Source organism: Thermococcus sp. M36 (genome assembly GCF_012027355.1).
Lineage (GTDB): Archaea > Methanobacteriota_B > Thermococci > Thermococcales > Thermococcaceae > Thermococcus.
This window is the reverse complement of record NZ_SNUH01000001.1, coordinates 129,115-146,471: the sequence shown is the minus strand read 5'-3', so window position 1 is coordinate 146,471 and position 17,357 is coordinate 129,115. Positions and strand designations below refer to the sequence as shown.

At 55.0% G+C, this 17,357-nt stretch carries 20 protein-coding genes; 19 read left to right on the top strand and 1 reads right to left on the bottom strand.

Going from position 1 to position 17,357, the window contains the following annotated elements:
* The first annotated feature begins 60 nt into the window (after positions 1 to 60).
* From E3E36_RS00795 to E3E36_RS00760, 8 genes are all read left to right on the top strand, one after another.
* Positions 61 to 630 (top strand): peroxiredoxin, encoded by a 570-nt coding sequence (locus tag E3E36_RS00795; protein WP_167893560.1) that lies wholly within the window; start codon positions 61 to 63, stop codon positions 628 to 630.
* A 293-nt stretch (positions 631 to 923) separates the two neighbouring features.
* Entirely contained in the window at positions 924 to 1,781 is an 858-nt protein-coding gene (locus E3E36_RS00790) for an FTR1 family protein (RefSeq protein ID WP_167893559.1), read from the top strand.
* 63 nt (positions 1,782 to 1,844) lie between these two features.
* Positions 1,845 to 2,216, top strand: a complete 372-nt coding sequence (locus E3E36_RS00785; RefSeq protein ID WP_167893558.1) for a CoA-binding protein — start codon at positions 1,845 to 1,847, stop codon at positions 2,214 to 2,216.
* A 15-nt stretch (positions 2,217 to 2,231) separates the two neighbouring features.
* On the top strand, positions 2,232 to 2,609 hold the full coding sequence (locus tag E3E36_RS00780) for a DUF302 domain-containing protein (protein ID WP_167893557.1): 378 nt from the start codon (positions 2,232 to 2,234) through the stop codon (positions 2,607 to 2,609).
* Positions 2,610 to 2,703: 94 nt separating this feature from the next.
* On the top strand, positions 2,704 to 2,910 hold the full coding sequence (locus E3E36_RS00775) for a heavy-metal-associated domain-containing protein (protein ID WP_167893556.1): 207 nt from the start codon (positions 2,704 to 2,706) through the stop codon (positions 2,908 to 2,910).
* Positions 2,911 to 3,129 (top strand): YHS domain-containing protein, encoded by a 219-nt coding sequence (locus E3E36_RS00770; protein WP_167893555.1) that lies wholly within the window; start codon positions 2,911 to 2,913, stop codon positions 3,127 to 3,129.
* A gap of 37 nt (positions 3,130 to 3,166) precedes the next feature.
* Positions 3,167 to 4,564 carry a mercury(II) reductase gene (gene merA, locus E3E36_RS00765; protein ID WP_167893554.1) on the top strand — a complete coding sequence of 466 codons (1,398 nt, stop codon included), beginning with the start codon at positions 3,167 to 3,169 and terminating at the stop codon, positions 4,562 to 4,564.
* Between the two features lie 82 nt (positions 4,565 to 4,646).
* On the top strand, positions 4,647 to 5,561 hold the full coding sequence (locus E3E36_RS00760) for a DMT family transporter (RefSeq protein ID WP_167893553.1): 915 nt from the start codon (positions 4,647 to 4,649) through the stop codon (positions 5,559 to 5,561).
* A 101-nt stretch (positions 5,562 to 5,662) separates the two neighbouring features.
* Here the strand turns inward: E3E36_RS00760 and E3E36_RS00755 are convergent, their stop codons facing one another.
* Positions 5,663 to 6,265 carry an N-acetyltransferase gene (locus E3E36_RS00755; protein WP_167893552.1) on the bottom strand — a complete coding sequence of 201 codons (603 nt, stop codon included), beginning with the start codon at positions 6,263 to 6,265 and terminating at the stop codon, positions 5,663 to 5,665.
* 93 nt (positions 6,266 to 6,358) lie between these two features.
* On the opposite strand from E3E36_RS00755, the gene E3E36_RS00750 reads away from it, so the two are divergent.
* The 11 genes from E3E36_RS00750 to E3E36_RS00700 all read left to right on the top strand — a co-directional run bounded on the left by E3E36_RS00750 (position 6,359) and on the right by E3E36_RS00700 (position 17,357).
* Entirely contained in the window at positions 6,359 to 6,715 is a 357-nt protein-coding gene (locus tag E3E36_RS00750) for a helix-turn-helix transcriptional regulator (RefSeq protein ID WP_167893551.1), read from the top strand.
* Positions 6,715 to 8,808 carry a heavy metal translocating P-type ATPase gene (locus E3E36_RS00745; RefSeq protein WP_167893550.1) on the top strand — a complete coding sequence of 698 codons (2,094 nt, stop codon included), beginning with the start codon at positions 6,715 to 6,717 and terminating at the stop codon, positions 8,806 to 8,808. Before E3E36_RS00750 ends, E3E36_RS00745 begins: the two co-directional genes overlap by 1 nt.
* Before the next feature lie 69 nt (positions 8,809 to 8,877).
* The gene (locus tag E3E36_RS00740) at positions 8,878 to 9,435 is read left to right on the top strand and encodes an isoprenylcysteine carboxylmethyltransferase family protein (RefSeq protein WP_167893549.1); all 558 of its coding nucleotides are present in this window, start codon (positions 8,878 to 8,880) and stop codon (positions 9,433 to 9,435) included.
* 134 nt (positions 9,436 to 9,569) lie between these two features.
* Positions 9,570 to 10,241, top strand: coding sequence for a methyltransferase domain-containing protein (locus E3E36_RS00735; RefSeq protein WP_342764362.1), 672 nt, complete (start codon positions 9,570 to 9,572; stop codon positions 10,239 to 10,241).
* Positions 10,222 to 11,124: a hypothetical protein gene (locus E3E36_RS00730; protein WP_167893547.1), complete on the top strand. Its 903-nt coding sequence runs from the start codon at positions 10,222 to 10,224 to the stop codon at positions 11,122 to 11,124. Before E3E36_RS00735 ends, E3E36_RS00730 begins: the two co-directional genes overlap by 20 nt.
* Before the next feature lie 100 nt (positions 11,125 to 11,224).
* Positions 11,225 to 11,785: a DUF302 domain-containing protein gene (locus tag E3E36_RS00725; protein WP_167893546.1), complete on the top strand. Its 561-nt coding sequence runs from the start codon at positions 11,225 to 11,227 to the stop codon at positions 11,783 to 11,785.
* Between the two features lie 146 nt (positions 11,786 to 11,931).
* Positions 11,932 to 12,450 (top strand): hypothetical protein, encoded by a 519-nt coding sequence (locus E3E36_RS00720; protein ID WP_167893545.1) that lies wholly within the window; start codon positions 11,932 to 11,934, stop codon positions 12,448 to 12,450.
* Between the two features lie 9 nt (positions 12,451 to 12,459).
* On the top strand, positions 12,460 to 14,283 hold the full coding sequence (locus tag E3E36_RS00715) for a hypothetical protein (RefSeq protein ID WP_167893544.1): 1,824 nt from the start codon (positions 12,460 to 12,462) through the stop codon (positions 14,281 to 14,283).
* Positions 14,284 to 14,287: 4 nt separating this feature from the next.
* Positions 14,288 to 14,890 carry a chromosome assembly protein gene (locus E3E36_RS00710; RefSeq protein ID WP_240911745.1) on the top strand — a complete coding sequence of 201 codons (603 nt, stop codon included), beginning with the start codon at positions 14,288 to 14,290 and terminating at the stop codon, positions 14,888 to 14,890.
* Complete coding sequence (locus E3E36_RS00705; RefSeq protein ID WP_167894656.1) at positions 14,890 to 15,495, top strand: hypothetical protein; 606 nt, start codon at positions 14,890 to 14,892, stop codon at positions 15,493 to 15,495. Before E3E36_RS00710 ends, E3E36_RS00705 begins: the two co-directional genes overlap by 1 nt.
* 143 nt (positions 15,496 to 15,638) lie before the next feature.
* Entirely contained in the window at positions 15,639 to 17,357 is a 1,719-nt protein-coding gene (locus E3E36_RS00700; RefSeq protein ID WP_240911789.1) for a serine/threonine-protein kinase, read from the top strand.

Below are 17,357 nucleotides of genomic sequence, written 5' to 3'. Positions count from 1 at the left end.
ACTTTGTTAGACAAACCTTTTTAAATTAGATGGTCCTAATAATGTGCGAGGTGAATCAAAATGGTGAAGGTTGGAGAAATCGTTCCCGACTTTGAGGCCGATGCCTACTTCCCGGAAAAGGACGACATCGGAAAGCTGAAGTTCTCGGACTACAGGGGCAAGTGGGTCGTTCTTGCTTTCTATCCTGCTGATTTTACCTTCGTCTGCCCGACGGAGCTTGAGGAGCTCGCCGACTACTACGAGGAGTTCAAAAAGGAGGGCGCCGAGATAATAAGCGTTTCAACCGACACCGCTTATGTCCACAAGGCTTGGCACGACGCCTCGCCCGGCATAAAGAAGATAAAGTATCCGATGCTCGCCGACCCGGCCGGAAAAGTCTGCAGGCTCTTCGGCACCTACATCGAGGACGAGGGCATCTCCTGGAGGGCTACCTTCATAATAGATCCCGATGGAAAGGTTGTCCACATGGAGATGCACGACCTCAGCATCGGCAGGAGCGCGAAGGAGATCCTGAGAAGGCTGAGGGCCTCAAAGTACGTCCGCGAGCACCCTGGTCAGGTCTGTCCGGCAAGCTGGGAGCCTGGCAAGGATGCCCTTGAGGTCAGCCTCGACCTGGTCGGGAAGCTCTGACCCCTCATCTTTTTTCCTGTCAATCACTGAGATTTCCATTTTGGAAAATACTCCTGCCCACTCCTGCATTTTTTGGAGGGCTTTTTGGGCGCATTTCCCGAAGATGTGTACTTTCTGCGGTTCCGTTTTTTCTTAGTCCCGTATCCGAACCTGTGAAGTTTGACATGTGTCATATCGAGATCCGTTCAGTGGACTTCTGGAAGGCTCTTTTCGAAGCTTCAATTTGGCAAAAATAAAACTTATAAGCTGGCCGAGCAATTTTAGACTGACCTAAAGAATTCGGGGGTGAACTCATGAGCGTTGGCGCGTTCCTCATAACTTTCAGAGAGGCACTTGAGGCGGCGATAATAGTCGCCATAATAATCGCCTACCTGCGCAGAACCGGCAGGGCAGGCCAGATAAAGGACGTGTGGATAGGGACTGCCCTTTCGGTCGGGGTTAGCCTGCTCCTTGGGATAGGCATACTGAGGTTATACGGCGGGCTCGGAGAGAAGGAACTCTTCGAGGGAATAGCCTCGTATCTGGCCGTCATAGTCCTCACGACCATGATATACTGGATGGCGACGAAGGGCAGGAACATTAAGGAGGAGATAGAGAGCAAGGTGAGCACTGCCATAGCCTCCCTGGCCTTAATAGGCTTCACGTTCATTGTGGTTTTTAGAGAGGGGCTTGAGACGGTGCTGTTCCTCACACCCTTCATGACCCAGAACCCCTCGGGAACCCTGCTGGGCCTTGTGGCGGGCCTTGCCGGTGCGCTGATCCTGGCGTACCTCATCTACGGCCTCGGCATGAGGATAGACCTCAGGAAGTTCTTCTACTTCAGCTCAATACTGCTCGTGTTCGTCGCCGCTGGCCTTGCTGGCTACGGAACACACGAGCTTATTGAGTGGGCCGAGGAGGAGGGCTATTCCCTGGGCGTCTTCGCGAGCACCGCCTACGATCTCGGGATTCCATCAGACAGCGTCTGGCACCACAAGGGAGCTATAGGCTCGGTCTTCGCGGTGCTCTTTGGCTACTCCGTAAGCATGGAGTGGGGGAGGGTGATAGTCCAGTTCGGCTACTTGCTGGTGGCCCTCTACCTCGTGCTGAGGGCCTACGGTAAGGGGCCAGCCATGGATCGAAAGAGAAGGGCCGCGGAGAGTGCGGCCTAATTTAACTATTTCGTCCAGCAATGCATAAAAAGCATGAAGCCTAGTTCACTAGTGGTGGAGAAAATGAACGCGAACGAATTCAGGAGGATAGCTCTCGTTGGGGCAAGCCCAAACCCGGACAAGTACGGCAACGTGATACTCAGGGACCTACTTGGAAAGGGCTTTGAGGTTTTCCCGGTTAATCCCAAGTACGATGAGATTGAAGGCCTCAGGTGCTACAGGAGCGTTCGAGAGCTTCCCGGGGACGTTGACGTGATAGTTTTTGTGGTTCCGCCCCACGTTGGGCTTCAGGTCGCAAAGGAAGCCGTTGAAGCGGGTTTCAAAAGGCTCTGGTTCCAGCCGGGGGCGGAGAGCGATGAGATAGCCAGGTTCCTCGATGAGGAAGGCGTGGAGTACAGCTTTGGAAGGTGCATAATGGTCGAAACTTCGGGCTGAACGGAGGTGGCTGACATGGAGTTCTACTACGTCAGGCGTTTTGACGAGGATCTCGACTTCCTCTGGGAGCGCTTCAAGAAAAAGCTGGAGGAAGCGGGCTTTCTGCTCATCGGCGAGCGTATCCCCGTTGCGATAACTGAGACGGAGAATGGAATAATAGCCGACTATCACCTGCTCTTCATCTGCCACAGTGAGCTGGTTGAGGAGCTTGTGAAGGTAGACCCTAACATAGGTGCCCTGCTCCCGTGCACCGGCTTCGGCTACAGGACTGAGGAGGGCAACTACCTCGGCGTAACCCTGCCGAGCGTCGCCTGGAAGATCGCAGGCGAGAAGGTGGTCGAGCTGATGAGGCCCATGGAGGAGCAGGTGAAGAGGATCATCGACTCCCTGTGACTTTCACTTTTGTTTATACGTTCGGTTTCTAGTTTCCATTCTGGCAAGGGTAAGCCCCATAAGCTTTCGCCCTTAGTCATTATCGGTGATGCAAATGACCGAAGTCGTGTTGAAGATACCGAATATGAGCTGCAGCCACTGCGTCATGAGAATAACCAAGGCCATAGAGAGCGTCGGTGCCAAGGGAAACGTTAGCCTTGAGGAAAAGAAGGCCGTTGTGGAGTTTGACCCTGGGAAGGTGCGCCTTGAGGACATAGTCAGGGCCATCGAAAGGTACGGCTACGAAGTGGAGGTGGCCTGAATGCCGATTGACCCCGTCTGCGGGATGGAAGTCGACGAGAACACCGGGTTCAAGGCCGAGTATGGCGGAAAGGTCTACTACTTCTGCTCCCCAGGATGCAAGGCCGAGTTCGAGGCGAACCCCGAGAAGTACATCGGGGACATGGGGGGCCACTCTCACCACGGGCACTCCCACCACAGCCACCACAGGGGGCACCGCATGGGCGGCTGCCACCACTGAGGTCTCCCTTCACTCTTTTATCTCTGGAGGTTTTGGGGTGGAAGAGTACGATTTTCTTATAGTCGGTGGCGGTGCCGCTGGCTTCGCGGCCGCGCTGAAAGCGGACGAACTGGGAGCAAAGACGCTGATGGTCAACAGGGGGCCGATAGGCGGCACCTGCGTTAACATTGGCTGTGTCCCAACGAAGTACCTGCTCACCGCCCTTGAGCTCAAGCGCAGGGCCCTCTACAGCCCTTATCCTGGGCTTAAATTCTCTGTGAAGAAGTTCGATTTTGCTGAACTTGTTGAGGGAAAAGACCGGCTCGTCAGAACGCTTAGGAAGAAGAAGTACGAGGAGGTCATTGAAAACCTTGAAAACGTCGAGTACGTCGAGAGTTCGGCCAGGTTTCTCTCCAAGAATACCGTCGAAGTCGATGGCAGAGTCTTGGGCTTTGAGAAGGCCCTCATAGCAACCGGCTCAAGACCAAAGGTAATCCCGCTCAAAGGGCTGGAAGAGGTTGGGGACAGGGTTCTCACGCACGTCGAGGCTCTGAACCTCAGAGAGGTTCCCGATTCTGTCATAGTTATCGGCGGAAGGGCGCAGGCACTGGAGTTTGCCCAAATCTTTGCTGGGGCAGGTAGCAGGGTAACACTCCTCCAGAGGAGCATAAGGATAGTGCCTGAGGCGGAACCGGAGCTGGCGCTGGAGCTTGAGGAAGTTCTAAGCGAGGAGGTGGAGATACACACGTCCGCGGTCCCAAAGGCCGTGAGAAAGGGCGGTGATGGAATAACTGTTGAGGCTGTCGTTGACGGGAGGGAGAGGATCTTTGAGGCCGAGTACATCTTCTTCGCAACAGGAAGGGCCCCAAACACAGATGGTTTGGGCCTCGAAAACCTTGACGTTAGAACGGACGAAAGGGGCTTTCTTATCGTTGACGAGACAATGCAGGCTGGAAAGAACATCTATGGAGCAGGCGACGTCATTGGCGAACCCATGCTGGAAACTGTTGCCGCCCGCGAGGGTTTCGTAGCGGCGAGCAACGCCCTCGGCGGGGAAAAGATTAAGATGAACTACTCCGTTGTTCCAAAGGTTGTTTTCACAGACCCCCAGCTGGCGAGCGTCGGGCTGACCGACCGCGAGGCCTCAAAGGCGAGAAAATGCGTCTGCAATACCGTGGAGTTCTCAAGCATCCCGAAGGCCCGGATAATCGGGGAGGAGCGGGGGCTCATTAAGATGGTCGTGGACGATGAGACCGGCAGAATTCTCGGGGTTCACATACTGGCCCACAACGCGGCGGAGATTATCCATGAAGCTGTGATGATATTACGGAGCCGCATGACCCTTGATGACGTCATAGAGACTCTCCACGTCTTCCCGACGATGAGCGAGGCGATAAAGCTGGCGGCGCTCTCGTTTCGGGGGGATATCTCGAAGATGCCCTGCTGTGCGATGTGAGTGTCTTAAGGTGTAACGCCGTGCTACCTTTCCTTTTTTCGTGTGAACTACCTTTATAAGGCCGGTTCGCTTCTCTTCTACCATGACCCACCACTACGGCTACGTCGGGGCCCTGCTTGCGGCGTTTCTTTTTGGGCTGAGTTCGACCCTTAACAAGCTCGCCCTCAGAGACGTCCACCCAATAGTCGTCGCCGGGAGCATCTACGTTACTGCTGGAATAGTCCTTATGTTGCTCCGCCACACCCCGCTCAAAAATAGGATTCTCGATATGCTAAACTCCGGAGCCAAAACGCAGAAGTTCTTTTCAGGGCGGGATGCACTCATACTGGCGTTCGTGATTCTCTTCGGCTCGTTTCTGGCCCCTCTCTCCTACATGATCGGCCTCGAAAGGACCACCGCGGTGAACGCTTCCATTCTCCTTAACACGGAGACCCTGTTCACGGTTCTCATAGCGATCATCTTTCTAGGTGAACGCTCCTCAAAGAGGACGGGTCTGGGAATCCTCCTCATTCTCACCGGGGCAGTGGTGGTCTCCACGGAAGACCCCGGGCAGGCGAGTCTCACCGAGAACCTCCTTGGAAACATCCTCGTGGTTTTCTCTGGCCTCTGCTGGGCCATAGATAACAACCTGAGCAAGTTCCTTAGCCTCAAGCGCGATCTCCTTCTCGTGACTTCCTTGAAGGGCCTCTTTGGTGGAAGCGCGCTCCTCTCGCTTGCGTTTCTTCTAGGGGTTCCTCTGGAAATCCCTGCCCAAAGCGTCCCCTACCTCCTGACTGTCGGCTCTCTTAGCATAGGTTTTTCCCTCGTGCTCTTTCTCTTCGCCCTCAGAGAGATCGGGGCCATGCGGACGGGGGCGATTTTTTCAACCTCAACCTTAATGGGGGCATTTTTGGCATTTCTGGTCCTTGGCGAGAGTCTCACGCCCCTCAAAGTCCTCTTCGGCCTGCTGATGCTCATCGGCGTCTACGTGCTCTCCGGAGAGGAAGCGGAAGCCTAGGAGTGAAACCTACTTATGTTTCATCCCAACTTTTTCCTGATGGTGGTCTGCAGGCCGTGTGGGATCTATCAGGCAGCAAAAGAGGCAGACTTTGGAAAGGTCTACGTTGGCTTCACCATTCTGTAGAACTCGTACTTCTTTCTACCCAGCTCGATCTCGTGCTCCCTCTCGATAGTGTAGCCGAGCTTTTTGTACACGGCTATCGCTATTTCGTTGTCCCTCTCGACATCGAGCGCCAGCCTTTTTGCTTCGCTCTCCCTGGCCAATCTCTCGGCTTCGAGCATGAGTGCCTTCCCTATCTTCTTTCCCCGAAACTCCTGATAAACCGCGATGTTGCTGATGTAGTAGTCTCCCTCCCCAAGTCTCCCGCTTCCTGAGATGGAGCTTATGAAAGCGAGTAGCTGCTTGAGAAAGTCGAAGCCGAGGGTTTTCATCATGAGCCAGCCGGTTCGTGTCTCTTCCTTTTTCTTGCTCCTCCAGTCGTAGCTCAGCAGCATACCGGCGATCTTCCCCTCAAACCTCGCAAAAACGACGTGCTCGTGGCTGAAGAGGTTTTTCTTCTCCATGAAAAGCTTCTCAAACACCTCCGCGAACTTTGGACCGAGTAAAGCCGGGAAGTATTCGGGCGCGGAAAGTCTCATCAGCCTGGCGAAGTGCTTCGCTTCCTCGGGCGTTCCCTTTGAGGGGGATACGATGGCTTTCATATGCCCTGTTGCTATCTTCTCCTAAATATGTCTTCCGCCGGACAAAGGTTTATAAACATTTGCACAGATGCTCAAATGTAGAGGTGATGAAAAATGACCGAAGTCTGTAAGGTGTATGAAGAACACCTTGACAAGGTGCTTGAGGCACAGTCAAAGCTCCCCGAAGAGGAGACCATACTTGAAATGGCGGACTTCTTCGACGCCCTCGGCAACCCGACGAGACTTAAAATCCTGCTCGCGCTCATGGAAGCCGGAGAGCTCTGCACCTGCGACCTCTCGGCGATAACCAAGCTTTCCGTCTCGGCAATCTCCCACCAGCTCCGCATTCTCAAGGACAGGAAAATCGTGGCCTACCGCAAGGACGGCAAGAACGTCTTCTACCGCCTCGACGACGAGCACATCAAGGAGATGTTGAGAACCGCAATGGTGCACCTCTCGGAGGTGAGGTAATGCCCAAGAAGCTCAAGCTTGAGGGCCTCGACTGCGCGAGCTGCGCCTACGAGATAGAGGAGGCCCTGAAGAAAGAGGGCTTCGAGTTCGCTGTTGTGAACTTCGCCACGAAGGAGGCGGTTATAGAGGGCGACGTTGAGAAGGCCAAGGAGATAATCAAGAAGGTCGAGCCGGACGTTGAGGTCATCGAAGAGGATGGACACGGACATGGCCACGACCACGGGCACGGACACAGCCATGGGCACGGCGAGGGGGACTTCAGGAAAACGGTGTACCAAATCGGGATTTCCCTGGCCCTCTTCGCAATAGGCATAATAATGCGCTACTACTACGGCATAGACGATGCGTTCGTCTTCGGCATCTTCCTCGTGAGCTACTTCATCTCCGGCTGGAAGGTGCTTAGAAGCGCAGTGGTCAACTCCCTCCGCGGCAACGTCTTCGACGAGAACTTCCTGATAGCGATCGCTACCATAGGTGCGTTCCTCATCAGGGAGTACCCAGAGGGAGTGGCGGTCATGCTCTTCTACGTCGTCGGAGAGTTCTTCCAGGACATGGCCGTTGACAGGTCAAGGCGCTCGATAAAGGCCCTTCTGGCCCTCAAGGCGGAGTACGCGAACCTGCTCAGGAACGGCGAGGTCGTCAGGGTGAAGCCGGAGGAGCTGAAAGTCGGGGACATTATCCTCATCAAGCCCGGCGAGAGGGTCCCGGTTGACGGAGTGATAATCGAAGGGATCTCAACCGTTGACACCTCCGCCCTGACCGGCGAGAGCGTTCCGAGGACAGTGAAGGAAGGGGAGGAGATCCTTTCCGGCATGGTCAACCTCTCCGGCGTCCTCAAAGTGAAGGTCACCAAGGAGCTGAGCGAGTCCACCATCTCACGCATCCTTGAGCTCGTCGAGAACGCCAGCGCGAGGAAGGCCAAGACGGAGAAGTTCATAACGCGCTTCGCCCACTACTACACCCCCGCGGTTGTCGGCATAGCGGCACTCATAGCCATAGTCCCGCCGCTGGTAACCGGCGACCCCTTTACCCCCTGGATATACAGGGCGCTGGTGATACTCGTCATCTCGTGCCCATGTGCGCTCGTACTCTCAATCCCGCTCGGCTACTTCGGCGGCATTGGTCGGTCCGCCAAGGAGGGGATACTCGTCAAGGGCTCCAACTACCTCGATGCCCTCAAGGACGCGAGCATAGTGGCCTTTGACAAGACCGGCACGCTCACCAAGGGCGTCTTCAAGGTTACCAAGGTGGAAACCCGGAACGGCTTCAGCGAGGACGAGATAATAAGGTTCGCGGCGCTGGCCGAGGCCCATTCGAACCACCCGATTGCCAAGGCCATAAGGGACGCCTACGGCAAGGAGATCAACGAAGCGGAGATAAAGGAGTACGAGGAGATAGCCGGCCACGGCGTCAGGGCGAAGATAGACGGTGTCGAGGTCATGGTCGGAAACGACAGGCTCCTCCACAGGTTCAACATCGAGCACGACACCTGCCGCGTTAAGGGCACCGTTGCCCATGTGGTCATAAACGGCAGGTACTCGGGTTACATAATAATCTCCGATGAAATAAAAGAGGACGCGCCCGTTGCGGTTAAGGAGCTCAAGCGCCTCGGCGTTAAGAAGGTTGTCATGGTCACGGGAGATAACAAAGAGGTCGCGGAGGAGATAGCGAGGCAGATAGGACTCGACGGCTTCTATGCGGAGCTGTTGCCGGAGGACAAGGTAAGGGTCATCGAGGAGCTTGAGAAGGAGGCCCAAGGAAAGGTCGTCTTCGTCGGCGACGGCATAAACGATGCTCCCGTCTTGGCCAGGGCGGACGTTGGCGTTGCGATGGGCGCGCTCGGAAGCGATGCGGCGATAGAGACCGCCGACGTGGTTATAATGGACGACAAGCCATCCAAGCTGCCGAAGGGGATAAAGATCGCGAGGAAGACGCAGAGAATCGTCTGGCAGAACATAGTCTTCGCCCTCGGCGTCAAGGTGGCCTTCATAAGCCTTGGAATCCTCGGGGAGGCGACGATGTGGGAGGCAGTCTTTGCAGACGTTGGCGTCGCCCTCATAGCGGTCTTCAACGCGATGAGAATACTGAGGTGAAGGGATGCCGTGTCTCGGGCGTCCTTTTGTTTATTTTTCCCGAAATAGTCCGGATGGGGGTGGGAAAGAATGGGCTGGCTTTATGCGACTCTCTTTGGTATCTGGCTGGTGCTGGATGGATATATATTTTTGGAGATAAAGAAAATCTACGAGAAAGGGGAAACTCTATCCACCAATGTCGTCATCGCAGTATGGGCATCATATATACTCCATTTCGTCCTGATACTGTGGGCATCGCTGAAGGGGCTCTGGCTGATGCCCATTAACACAACGGTTGCCTTGGTTGGGGGTTTTATGGTTATTGTCGTGGGGTTCACAATAATGCTCCTTGGCGTGCTGGAGTTTCGTTCATTTAAAAGAATGTCCGGATTGAACACATCAAAGCTCGTCACCACAGGCATATATCGCTACAGCAGGAATCCCCAAAATCTGGGGCTGTTCTTAATTTTCCTGGGAATATCGCTCAGGGGCCGATCTCTCCTCGCGCTCCTACTCACGGCAGTGTTCGTCATCGGATTCCATGCGTATGTGGTTGAGCTTGAGGAGCCGTATCTTGAGCGTATTTTCGGAGAAGAATATCGGAGGTATAAAGAGAGAACTCCGAGGTATCTTGGGCTTCCGAGGTGAGCTTTTTGTTCTCAGCCGTTCACCGGAAGAGAACGCGTTCGGGTGTTTAGGCTTCTGGGAGTGGGCAACCCATAAATAATTCCTGAAGGTAAGATTTCACTAGGGCGAACGGGATGAACTCGGGAGTGTCACGGGTGTGCCGAACCAAAGCGCAGGCAAAGAGGCTTTACGACAGAATCAGCAGATTCTATGATTTCTTTGCTTTTCCAGAGGGGAGATACCGGGACAGGGCGCTGGAACTTCTCGATATCAGAAGGGGAGAAACCGTTCTGGAAATCGGCTTCGGGACCGGGCGCGCTCTGGTGAAGATGGCCGAGCTTGTGGAGGATGAAGGAAGGGTCTACGGAATCGACATATCCTCCGGTATGCTTGAGGTCAGCAGGGAAAGGCTCAAAAAAGCCGGGCTTCTGGAGAGGGCCGAACTGTACTGCGGCGACGCCTCAAGGCTGCCCTACGAAAATGAAAAGTTCGATGCGGTTTTCATGAGCTTCACCCTTGAGCTCTTTGACACGCCCCAAATTCCAGAGATCTTAGCTGAGATTAAGAGGGTTTTGAAGCCCGGTGGAAGGCTTGGAGTTGTCAGCATGTCGAAAGAGGATGGAGGATTGTTGGTGAGAACCTACGAGTGGCTCCATGGGAAGTTCCCTCAGTACTTGGACTGCAGGCCGATTTATCTCGCCGAGGTCGTGAAGAACACTGGCTTTGTGGTGGTGCGCGAGGAGAAGGGGAGGATTTTTGGGCTTCCCATCGAAATCGTCATCGCATTAAAACCCGGGAGGAACGTCTATGGAGAGGGCCATCATTAGAAGGCTTGTTATGATGCTATCCCTCGGCTACATTCTCTTCTTCTACTCGGAGACGATGTTCTGGGCGCGGTGGAGGCCGGACGATACCTTCTCGGGACTCATAATGACGTGGCTTGTCTATTCGGTTCTGGCCTTCTTCGTGCTCCTCATGGTGAACCGATTCGGGGTGGGGGACGTTTACTCGGTTTTCCTCGTTGGGGCGGTCTTCGGCTGGCTCGTGGAGGGAGTTGTTGTTCAGACTGTTTACGCCGATTTCCCCTTTGGCATCGTCTGGACTCCACTGGCGTGGCACGCCCTTATCTCGGTTCTTGCTGGAGTCTACCTAGCGGGAAAGGCTCTGGGCGAGTGGGAGGGCAAGAAAGCTGCCCTTTTCTTTATCTTCCTCGGCATTTTCTGGGGTTTCTGGGCTTCCTACTGGAAGCTTGAGGACGGCTACGCGGTGAGTGTTGGGGACTTCGCCATCTACGTGTTTCTCTCGATCCTCCCTTTGGTGGTGGCGTATATGGTTCTTCATGCATCGGTCCCCGAGAGCTTTGAACCGAGGGGATGGGAGGTTGGCGTTTTTACCGCTGTTCTGCTGTTTTTTGCTGCCTTTACGGTTCTGGCCGTTCCGTTTTCAGTCCTCATTCTCCCACCACTCATAGGAGTTGCCCTCTACGCCCTGAGAAGACTCAAAGGGGAGAGCTTTTTCTCCAGTTACCGGGAGATAAAGACAGGCAGATATCTCATGCCCCTCCTGATGCCGCTTTTTGCTGTGCTCACCTACGCTCCTTTCATGAATGTCTGGTTGGGGGTCAACGTCCCGGTAGCACTGGCCACCTCAACCATTGGCCTCGGTCTGTTTCTGAAGGCGGTTTATAAAGGACTTAAAGAATCACCTTAATTTTGTTAATTTTTGCCCTCCTACATTTTCATCTTGTGAAGGACAAGCCTCTTATCTCCTCCAGTAGAGTAAGCACTGACAAAAGAAAAGGTGATTCAAGATGAAAGGTGAAATGAATGAAATGGAGAAAGGCGGAATGAAGGGCCACGAAAAGATGGAAGGCATGAAGGGAATGAATGGCAAAGGGAAAATGAAAGGAGGCTGTAAAGGCCACGGCAAGGGAATGAAGGGCATGGGAAAGGGTCACCACAGAATGCACGGAATGGAGGAACCCAAGAAGGAGTACGCCTATGTCAAGGAGGTTGAAACCGGTTTCGATGAGACTGTGGCGAAGGTCAAGGAGGAGCTGAAGAAGGAGGGCTTCGGGGTCCTCAGCGAGATAAGGGTTGACAGCCTCTTCAAGGAGAAGCTCAACCTTGACATGGAGCCATATGTCATACTCGGTGCCTGCAACCCGAACTACTCGAGCCAACTCATCGGAATAGACATCAACAGCGGTACCTTCCTGCCCTGCAATATCGTGGTGTACGTGAAGGAAGGGAAGACCTACGTGAGCCTGCTGCTCCCGACGGTCGCAATGAGCGTAACCGGGAACGACGAGCTGCTTGAGGTCGCGGCGAAGGTCGAGGATATACTGAAGGGCGTCGTTGACAGGGTTTGATTTTCCTTATGCATTTCTCCTCCTGTTTTCTAGTATTTGACAAAGTGGAAAATTTCACGATATCAAACTTTTCTCCAAAACGCCGAAAACATTATATACTCCCAGAGCCCAGCACACATTAGAGGAAAAGATGAGAGGTGAGTGCTGTGGCACACCTGTTCGTGGTCATGTATGAGAACGATGCCGAGAGGAAGCGCGTCGAGTACCTAATTGACAAGTGGTCAAATCGGGTCAGGGTATCAAAGGTTAAGGGAATTTCTTTCATAGTTGACTCACCCGACGTGTCTGAGTTCGCTGAAGAGTTGCTGTCGAAACTCGACCCACCGACCGAGGGCAAGGTGAGGGTGTACAGCATAAAGCCCGAGGACATAGGGTCGAAGGTAACCCCTAGGAGGGTTGAGATAGAGCGGCTAACTGAAGAGGAACCCACAGTCGTGGCCAAGCTCCTTAGGTACGTCCTCTCGAAGTTCGGCGCCTACTACGTCTCCAGTGAGGGGAGCGTTTCGAAGTACATGGCCTACACGAAGAAGGGCAGGCTGGAGATAACGGTGTCCGTTGAAGAGGAAGGCGGAGAAACGGCCGTCAGGGTGCTCGTAGAGGGTTACGGCAGTGCGGTTGAAGACATGGCGAAGAAAATCGAGAGGGAGCTCTCACTGCTTCTGTGAGGTGGTACCATGGTGATCTTCAACGAGGGGAACCCCGACTGCGTGAGGAAGCTCCTCAGGCCGGCCGAAAGGGCCCTAAAACAGGGAAGGGACGTACTCGTGGAGAGCTTCGAGACTAGAAAGGGGCTCTGGGAGCGGGTTCTTGAGTCCTACTCCCTCTACCTCGAAGGCGAGTGCGGGGACTTCCTCAGCGACCTTGATACTGCATTCAGGGCAAAGTTCGAGGCGGCCCTGGCGGTTCTCGCGTGGAGCTTCTGGAAGAAGGGAGAGGAGTTCCCGCCGGCAGAGGAGCGCTTTTCGGAGCGCGAGATACGACTGATGGACGAGATACTGAAGTACAACGTCTTTGAGATAACCACGAAGGAGGACATCCTCGGAAAGCTTTACCGCAGGGACGAGGAGACGATCCAGCTCCTCAAGACCTACTACCTCGGGATGGACAAGTGGATAGAGGAGCAGCTGGAAGACCCCGAGATAAAGCTGACGCTCAGGTACCACCTCAAGAGGACGTGGAAGGCCTACCGCGAGAAAATCGATGCCGCCATAAACGAGGCCAGCAGGTACGGCTGGTTCAGGACGCTGATGGAGGAGTGGGAGCGCGAAAAGAGGGAGGAAGTCGAGGCGGTGAGGAAAGCCTACGAGGCCAAAGTTAGAGAGCTGAAGAAGAGGATAGCCGAGATGGTGGAGTTCTTCGAGGAGGAGCGCAGAAAGCTTGAGGAAGAGCTGTCGGCATCGAGCCTGGAGGAGATAGAGAGGCTCCGCAGGGAAAAGGAGGAGCTGATCGAGAGGTTCGAGCGCGAGAAGGCGGAGCTCGCCAGGAGGCTCATGGAGCTTAAGGATGAAGAGCTGAGGAAAAAACTTGAGGAGGAGCTTGCGAGGGCGAGGGAGGGGGCTCTGCGCGAGGCAAGGCTCCTTGAGGAGAGGATACGCAGGAGAGAGCTTGAGCTGAAATCCAAGGAGATGGAGCTCAGGAAGAGGGAGCTTGAGCTGTCGGAGAAGGAGAGACTGCTGAAGGGCAAGATAGAGGAAATCCTCGCGATGTCTGGCAAGGTTGAGAAGGGCTCCCGCCTGGTTCTCAGGGACGAGGCGAGGATAGGGGAGCTGAACTTCGTGGGCAGGATGAAGAGCAAATTCGCAAGGGAAGTGCGGCTCCTCGGCAAAACCTACTCCGTTGAGAGCCTTGAGGAGAAGAAGGGTGAGGACACATCAAGATTTGTCGGAAAGCTTGACGAGAAGTCCCTCAAGAACCTGCCGGAAAACAGGTACGTTGAGATAACCCTGAAGGAGAAGAAGCTTCTCGGAAGGAAGGAGCGGATACTCGTTAGGGGAATTTACCTGACGAGGGTCGAAAGGCTGGCGGAGCTCGGCCTCGACACGGATCCTCTTACCCTGGCGGAGATCAATGTGCACCTCATCGATGCGAGGGACTCGAAAGGGGGCACTAGAACGGTCCTCGTTATAGCCTCTCCCCTCGGCTTCGAGGAGAGGGTGAGGAGATACGTCTCATCGGAGGACTTCCACAGGAACTTCTACTCGGAGAACGTCTCGCTGATACTCCTCGATACGGAGAGCGGCGAGATAATTCACAACCCCAACGACCGCTACGCCAAGGCACTCGTCCCCCTGGTGCGCCTTGAGCTCGATGAGGAGATGTACGCAAAGGTCAGGGAGTGCGTGAGGAAAAAGCTTGAGGGCAGGGACTACCTGCCGCTCAGCGAGTGCCTCGAATGCGGGGAGGAGGAGTACGTGAGGAGGGCGTTCTATGAAATCGGCCGCGATGGCCACGTGGTGAAATACATAGACGGGTTCGGACTCGTGCTGATACGGAAGTGAGGTGATGGTGATGGGAATATTCGACAGGTTTAGGAAAAACCCGATTGAAAAGCTCTCCTTGAGGGAGCTTCAGGAGGAAGAGATACGCCTCAGGAACAGGCTTGAGAGGACGAAGAAAGAAATCGAGCGCATAGAGAAGAAAAAGAAGCAGCTCTTCCAGGAGGGCATCGGGGCGGACGTGCTCAAGAAGAAGATGCTCGCGCAGGAAATCAAAAGCCTTGATATGGAGCAGAAGCTCAAGCTGAGGGACTTCACGACGGCACAGAAGCAGTACACCTTCGTCAAGAACCTGATAGTCGTCAAGAAGTACGAGAAGGAGCTAAGGAAGATAGGTCTCTGGGACAAGCTCGCCAGGGTCGAGCCGGAGCAGCTTGAGAGCGTCCTCGTCAAGGTGAGCCTCGATGGCAGGGAGTTCGACGAGATGGTTGATAGCCTGAACAGGGTCTTCGAGATGGACATAGCCGAGTTTGAGGGAACGGAAGACCAGACCGAGAGGGAGCTCATGGAGGCCTGGGCCAGGGTCGAGACCGGCGATGCGGACGTTGAGGAGATCGCCTCGGAGATAGCGTCGCCCAAACTTGAAAAAGAGACGGAGGAGGAACTGTGATGGGCCTCCTTTCAAGGTTTTTCGGGAGGAAGAACCCCCTGGACATACCGATTGACCAGCTCAGGGAGAACCAAGTAAAGCTCGATATGCAGATAGGGAAGATTGAGAACGAGATAGCGGAGATAGACCGCGAAATAGCCCTTCTCTTCGAGAGGGCCAGGAATGCGAGGAGTAAGAGCGAAGAACTCACGATAGCGACTAAAATCAAAACGCTCAACCAGCGCAAGAGGAGCCTCCAGAACACCCACGCTCAGCTCAACAGACAGCTTATGCTCGTCAGCAACCTGCTGATAATCAAGGAGAACGAGGCCATACTGAAGGGCACTCCGACCTGGGAGCTTTTGAGGAAGATGTCCCCGGAGGAGCTCGAAAAGAACCTCGTTAGCATGCAGCTCGACGCCCAGAACCTCAACGAGAATCTGAACACGATGCTCAGCTACACCGACCAGGCCCTTGGGGCCGGCGTCGAGTTCGAGGAGGACGAGGAGCTGGCGGAGATAATGAGGACGATACAGGCGGTCAAGGAGGGCGAGCTTGAGCCCGAGAGCGCGGCCGAAAAGGTCACAGGGGAGAAGGAGGAGACCGAGGAGGTCGTCACTGAGTGACCTCCACTCTGGCATAAATCCTCCCCCCTGTATTTGTCTTAAGTGAAAAACAGTCCCGCGCGGGCTTTCAAAACGTCACCAAAAAGGGTTAAATGACCGCCGGAACTGGTTGTCTCAGCGGGAATGGAGGGATCTGCGTGCACATGGGGCACTGGTTCATGGACGATGACATCATAGAGGGCCTCGTCAAGCTCTTCGTGTTTATAGTCATAGTATCCGCCATTTTCGGGAGGGCGGCCGGATTCATAATATTCATCGTGATAGCCATGTGGTTTGGACACCTGATAAAACACCTGCTCAAGGACGTTTCGAAGTCGAGTAAACGGTACAAGAGGCGGTATCCCAAAACGGTTCCGCCAGTTCCTCCGGTACCAAAGGAGGACATGAAGGAACTCCTCCGCAAGTCGGTGATAATCGAGCTTCCCCCCAAGGTCCACGCTGGTGAGGAGATACCTGTCAGGGTCGGCTTTAGGAACCTGCTCAGGGGCACCATAAACGTCGAGATAGACCTCGGCGACCTCTCCAGGCATCTCGACCTCAGCTCCACGAGGGTGTACTTCAGGGCTGTCAGGCCCGGGGAGTACGTCTCCCAGACCGTCACGGCCGTTCCGAGGGGAAGGGGCAGAGTCAGCGCCAAGGCTGTGGTCCGCTCCGGTATGGTAAGCGCCAAGGTGAAAGTGAGCACCGAAATAATCGAGAGACCGAGGATAGAGCCCAAAACCCCAGTTCCGGCCCCAGTCCCGGTTCCCGCCGGGAATAGGCAGGACTCTACCGGCGGCACCCCCCGTACCCCATTGGATGAGCTCTTCGCGAGGTACAGGAACGTCGAACTCATAGGCGAGGGTGGCTTCGCGAGAGTTTATAGGGCGGAGAGACAAGACGGAACCGTCGTGGCACTTAAGATACCCATCAGCTTGACAGAGGCGGGTGGAAAGGCCTTCCTCAGGGAGGTAAGGAACTGGTCCCTCCTCAGCCACCCGAACATAGTTGAGCTCTACGACTACAACATATTCCCTGTCCCCTACCTGGAGATGGAGTACTGCGAGACGAGTCTGGCAAGGGTCGACAAGCCCCTCAGCCCCGAAAAAGCGGCGAGGGTAATCTTCGACGTCGCGGAGGGTATCAAGTACGCCCACTCAAAGGGAATAGTCCACCGCGACCTCAAGCCGAGCAACATCCTGCTCAAGAACGGAAGAGCCAAGGTGAGCGACTGGGGGCTTAGCAAGCTACTCAAGGAGAGCAGAACGACCCAGGCTGTGAGCTTCACGCCGCTCTACGCCGCCCCGGAGCAGATAAGCTCTCGCTTCGGCGGCACCGATGAGAGGACCGATGTGTGGCAGATAGGCGCAGTTCTCTACGAGCTTCTGACTGGAAAGCCTCCTTTCGAAGGCGAGGACTTCGTCGAGGTGGCATCGAAGATAACCCTTGAGGAGCCAGTGCCACCGGGTCAGCTGAACCCGGACGCCAAGCCCCTTGAGCCGGTCGTGATGAAGTGCCTCGCGAAGAGGAAGGAGGAGCGCTACCAGTCGGTGGAGGAGCTTCAGAAGGATATAGCCGAGTTCCTGGGGGCCAACTACCGCGAGAACCTCAGCAAAAGTGTTTCAATCAACGACCTGTCGAGGAGCGCCTACTACGCGGGCGAGCTGTTTCTCCTCTACCTCAGGCTCGGTGACCTTGTGAACGCGCTCAAGTACGCCGACGACCTGGCATACTACGCGAGGGGAAGCGCGAGGGATGAACTGCTCGCTCTGAGGGAGCAACTGAGGCTCCGCCTTGAGAACGGCCTGGAGGTCCCAGAGGAACTCGTGGAGAAGGCCGAGATAATAGTGCACAGGATAAAGCTGGGCTTTGAGGGGGTGTGA

Bases quoted from the DNA above. Each gene is read 5' to 3' on its own strand.
- E3E36_RS00770 (WP_167893555.1), top strand. From the start codon at position 2,911: ATGCCGATTGACCCCGTCTGCGGGATGGAAGTCGACGAGAACACCGGG.
- E3E36_RS00790 (WP_167893559.1), top strand. From the start codon at position 924: ATGAGCGTTGGCGCGTTCCTCATAACTTTCAGAGAGGCACTTGAGGCG.
- E3E36_RS00710 (WP_240911745.1), top strand. From the start codon at position 14,288: ATGGTGATGGGAATATTCGACAGGTTTAGGAAAAACCCGATTGAAAAG.
- E3E36_RS00705 (WP_167894656.1), top strand. From the start codon at position 14,890: ATGGGCCTCCTTTCAAGGTTTTTCGGGAGGAAGAACCCCCTGGACATA.
- E3E36_RS00780 (WP_167893557.1), top strand. From the start codon at position 2,232: ATGGAGTTCTACTACGTCAGGCGTTTTGACGAGGATCTCGACTTCCTC.
- E3E36_RS00745 (WP_167893550.1), top strand. From the start codon at position 6,715: ATGCCCAAGAAGCTCAAGCTTGAGGGCCTCGACTGCGCGAGCTGCGCC.
- E3E36_RS00740 (WP_167893549.1), top strand. From the start codon at position 8,878: ATGGGCTGGCTTTATGCGACTCTCTTTGGTATCTGGCTGGTGCTGGAT.
- E3E36_RS00760 (WP_167893553.1), top strand. From the start codon at position 4,647: ATGACCCACCACTACGGCTACGTCGGGGCCCTGCTTGCGGCGTTTCTT.
- E3E36_RS00795 (WP_167893560.1), top strand. From the start codon at position 61: ATGGTGAAGGTTGGAGAAATCGTTCCCGACTTTGAGGCCGATGCCTAC.
- E3E36_RS00730 (WP_167893547.1), top strand. From the start codon at position 10,222: ATGGAGAGGGCCATCATTAGAAGGCTTGTTATGATGCTATCCCTCGGC.
- E3E36_RS00785 (WP_167893558.1), top strand. From the start codon at position 1,845: ATGAACGCGAACGAATTCAGGAGGATAGCTCTCGTTGGGGCAAGCCCA.
- E3E36_RS00725 (WP_167893546.1), top strand. From the start codon at position 11,225: ATGAAAGGTGAAATGAATGAAATGGAGAAAGGCGGAATGAAGGGCCAC.
- E3E36_RS00750 (WP_167893551.1), top strand. From the start codon at position 6,359: ATGACCGAAGTCTGTAAGGTGTATGAAGAACACCTTGACAAGGTGCTT.
- E3E36_RS00700 (WP_240911789.1), top strand. From the start codon at position 15,639: ATGGGGCACTGGTTCATGGACGATGACATCATAGAGGGCCTCGTCAAG.
- E3E36_RS00755 (WP_167893552.1), bottom strand. From the start codon at position 6,265: ATGAAAGCCATCGTATCCCCCTCAAAGGGAACGCCCGAGGAAGCGAAG.
- E3E36_RS00775 (WP_167893556.1), top strand. From the start codon at position 2,704: ATGACCGAAGTCGTGTTGAAGATACCGAATATGAGCTGCAGCCACTGC.
- E3E36_RS00715 (WP_167893544.1), top strand. From the start codon at position 12,460: ATGGTGATCTTCAACGAGGGGAACCCCGACTGCGTGAGGAAGCTCCTC.